Here is a 3,899-nt window from a genome sequence, read left to right as displayed (position 1 = left end):
GGCGATGGAGGTGGGCGCGCGCAGATCCGTGCCCTGGAACCCGCGCACCCGCGCCGCCGCCATCACCGAACCGAGGTACGGGTCCTCGCCCGAGCCCTCCACGATGCGCCCCCAGCGCGGGTCGCGGGCGATGTCCACCATGGGCGCGAAGGTCCAGTGGATGCCGTACGCCGACGCCTCCCACGCCGCGATGCGCGCCGCCTCCCGCGCCATCCGCGGATCCCAGCTCGCCGCCTCGGCCAGCGGCACGGGAAAGACCGTGCGGAACCCGTGGATGACGTCCTGCGCGAACAGCAGCGGGATCTTGAGACGCGATTGCTCCACGGCGATGCGCTGCAGCCGCCGCGTGGCATCCACCCCCCACACGCTCAGGAACGAGCCCACCTGTCCGGAGCGCACCTGCCGCTCGACCGTGGAGTCGACGATGACGCCGTTCGGCCCCCAACTGCCCGCGTACTGGTTGACCTGCCCCAGCTTCTCGGGAAGCGTCATCAGCGCGAGGACGCTGTCGACGAACGCCGCTTCGCGCAGGTCCCCGCCGGGCGTGGCGGGCGGCGCGTCCGTGGGCGGCACGAGCGCCTGGTACGAAACCGTGTAGCCGGGATCCGCGCGGGACGACGACGCGCACGACGCCAGCAGCGCCGCGCATCCGCCGAGCACCGAGGCGCGGCGGATGAACGCGATCGCGGCGGCGGGGCGATCAGCCACAGCGTCCTTCCAGCCAGCCGCCCGTGAAGCCCGCGCGGCACAGGCCGCGGACCACGTGCTCGTTCTCGCGCATCAGCCGCCAGACGAGGTCGCTGCGGTGGTTCTCGATCATCAGCACGATGGGCCCCTGGTCAATGCCCAGGTAGTCGCCGTCGAACCAGCCCACGCCGGGGACGATGCGCCCGTGCTGCAGCGGCATGGGCTGCTTGAGCGTGGGATTGAAGCTGTCCAGGAAGCCGTAGCGCTGGAACAGGTTGTCGCCGTACGTGCGGCGCATGCTCATCAGCGCGGGGATGGCGATCTCCGGCGCGAACGCCACGGATCCGCCCGCCGCCGTGGGGACCAGCGTGCCGTCGTCCTCCACGAAGTCGGCGGAGACGCCGCGGGCGCGGTAGGTCCAGAACGTCCGCTGCCGGCCGTTGATGGCCAGCGTGGTGTCCTTGGGCCCGTCCGCGGCCGTGAGCCCCCACAGGTTGGGCCCGTAGCCGTCCCAGCCCATGGGGTTGGCAATGGCGTACTGGCGCTGGGCGTACGTGGCGCGGCGCGAGTTCTCGAAGTAGTCCAGCCCCTTGTCCCGCATGTACGCGTCACGGATGCCGCGAAAGTCGATCCACGCGTGCGAGTACTGGTGGCCGAAGAGGGGCGGAAAGTTGACCTGCGGATAGCCCTGGAAGTCCGCCCACACGTAGGTGGACGTGAACGCGTTCCACGCGGCGGGCTGGATGGGGTGCGTGGGCGAGCCCAGCGCGAGGACGTACAGGAACATCGCCTCGCTGTAGCCCTTGTAGTCGTGCGGGATGAAGCCGTCCTCCGGGTGCCAGCCCATGCTGACCAGGGGCGGGCGCGGCGTGGCGGCCCAGGCCCAGTCCACGCGGCGGTACAGCGAGTCCGCCAGGGCACGGATCTCCGCCTCGCGCGGATCGGGGCCGTCGAAGTACTCCGCGGCGGCCAGGACGCCCAGCATCAGCAGCCCGGTGTCGATGGTGGAAAGCTCCACCCGCTCGAACCGGTGCCCCGTCTCCATGTCCAGGAAGTGGTAGTAGAACCCCTTGTGTCCCGTCATCCCCACGGGTGCGGGGCCCTGCGGCGCGTTCCAGAAAAAACGCAGCGTGGTGAGCGTGCGGTCCGCCGCGTTGCCGCGCGACACCCATCCGCGCTCCACGCCCACCGCGTACGCCGTGAGCCCGAACCCCACGGACGCCACGCTGCTGAACGATTTCGTCGGCCAGCGGTCCGGCACCAGGCCGTTGCGCGGGTTGGTCGTCTCCCAGAACCAGCGGAAGGTGCGCTCCTGCAGCGTGTCCAGGAATGCCTCCTGGGCCGCCGCGGACGGTACGGCGGGCATGGCCGGCGACGCGGATGGACCGGCGGCGGCCGCGCACCCGGCGGAGGCGAGGACGGACGACACGAGCACGGCGGAGATCAGGCGCATCAGCGGCACGCTCCCGGGCGCGGGGTGGACGGCGTATCAACCGGGTGAGATCAATCGAGTCGATTCAAGGGGTCCCGCGGCACCAGCCCATCAATCCGCACGATCAATTCTTTCGCACTTTCGCACTTTCGCACTTTCGCACTTTCGCACTTTCGCACTTTCGCACTTTCGCACTTTCGCACTTTCGCACTGCCGGGACCGCCGCCCGCGAACGGACGGCGGCCCCGCTCCCTTCCCTACTCACGCACTTCCGCACTCACGCACTTCCGTCTACCGGCGGATGGCGTTCATCTCCAGCCCGAACTGCAGGCGGCGCGGATCGCTGATCACGCACCCGGCCGTCCCGAAGTTGGGGTCCGACGGGTTGGAGGTGTTGTAGCAGCCGTAGTTCTGGTAGTTGAACACGTTGAACGCGTCCGCCGTCACGCCGATGCGGCTGCCCCGCACGTTCAGGAAGTCCTTGCGCAGGCGCAGGTCCACCGTGCGGAAGCCGAACGCGTCCGGCACCAGGAACGAGCGGCGCACGGGCGAAAAGCCGCCCGGGTCAAAGTTGCCCGCGAAGCGGTCGCCCGCGTCGTAGCGCGTGCCCGAGCCCAGGTTCACCAGCCCGCTGAACTGCGTGCCCCACGCGAACGGGACGTCCACCACCCAGTGGCCCACGATGCGCACGCGCTCGTCGTTGCGCACCTGGCGCGGGTAGTCCGCCGGGTTGGGAAAGCTGAACAGGTCGTTGAAGCCCTGCGTCTCGCGCTCGGCCACCGTCACGGCCAGGCCGCCGCCCCACCCGAACGTGCCCTGCCCGCGGCTGCGGTACGGGCGGTCCACCTTGACCTGCAGGGCGTCGTACCACGTCTTGCCCTGGTCGTCGCCCAGCAGGATGGTGCTGAAGCCGGGGATGTCGTTGTTGGTGAAGCAGGCGAACGTGCGCGGCTCGCAGGTAAAGTTCTGGTCCGCGAAGTAGAACGTGAACTGGTTCTCGCTGCGCACCCCGGTGTACGCCACCGACGCGTTCCACAGGCCAAAGTCGTGGCGCAGGCCCAGGTTGAAGTGCTGGGCACGCGGCGGCCGCAGGTCGTTGGGGATGAGCTTGACCTCGGGCGTGTTGGCCGCGCGGTTCTGGATGAGCTCCTGTACCACGTCCTGCCCGCCCGACAGGAACGAGGGGTCCCACCGCACGCGTCCCGGCACCGCGGCGCTGTCCGGGTGCGAGAACTCGATGCGGTAGCTGGGGTGCTGCAGGGCAAAGCTTTCCTCCAGGGCGTAGTCAAAGACCGTGCGGTCGTAGAACAGGCCCCAGCCGCCAAAGACGGCCGTCCGCTGGTCGCGCCCCAGCCCGTAGCTGAAGCCCAGGCGCGGCTGGATGGCCCCGTACCACGGCGAGCGGTCGTTGCCGTCCGTGAAGTACCGCTCCTGGTCCAGGGGGAGGAACAGCCGGTTGGAGTACTTGGTCAGCGAGTCGACCACGGCCCGGGGGGTCACGTAGTCGTAGTTCATCATGTTGGACTCGTAGTCCCAGCGCACGCCCAGGTTGAGCACCAGGCGCTCCGTGGGGCTCCAGTCATCCTGCAGGTACAGGCCCAGCTGCGTGTTGGTGGCGCTGAAGTTGGGGTCGCCCGTCTGGAACTCCACCCGCTGCGGGATGCTGTAGTTGAAGAACCACGACTCGTACACGAAGCGCGGGTTCTCGGAGTTGCGCTTGAGGATGTCGTAGTCCAGGAAGTCGAGGTTGAATCCCCCCTTGACCACGTGGTCACCGGCC

At 69.2% G+C, this 3,899-nt stretch carries 3 protein-coding genes; all 3 read right to left on the bottom strand.

What is annotated here, in order from left to right; translation table 11 throughout:
• Window positions 1-708, bottom strand: a 708-nt coding sequence (locus tag VFZ20_RS32475; protein ID WP_329688139.1) for a glycoside hydrolase family 3 N-terminal domain-containing protein, incomplete at its 3' end; no start/stop codon positions are given.
• Window positions 701-2,140, bottom strand: a complete 1,440-nt coding sequence (locus tag VFZ20_RS32470) for a glucoamylase family protein (RefSeq protein ID WP_329688138.1) — start codon at window positions 2,138-2,140, stop codon at window positions 701-703. The genes VFZ20_RS32470 and VFZ20_RS32475, both read right to left, overlap by 8 nt.
• Window positions 2,141-2,410: 270 nt before the next feature.
• The coding region (locus VFZ20_RS32465) for a TonB-dependent receptor domain-containing protein (protein WP_329688137.1) at window positions 2,411-3,899 on the bottom strand (1,489 nt) is incomplete at its 5' end.

This window comes from Longimicrobium sp. (assembly GCF_036280135.1).
Classification (GTDB): domain Bacteria; phylum Gemmatimonadota; class Gemmatimonadetes; order Longimicrobiales; family Longimicrobiaceae; genus Longimicrobium.
The sequence above is the reverse complement of the archived record's forward strand: the minus strand, read 5'-3'. Positions and strand labels throughout refer to the sequence as shown.

Excerpts from the sequence above, each read along its gene's own strand:
- VFZ20_RS32470 (WP_329688138.1), bottom strand. The coding sequence starts at position 2,140 with ATGCGCCTGATCTCCGCCGTGCTCGTGTCGTCCGTCCTCGCCTCCGCC.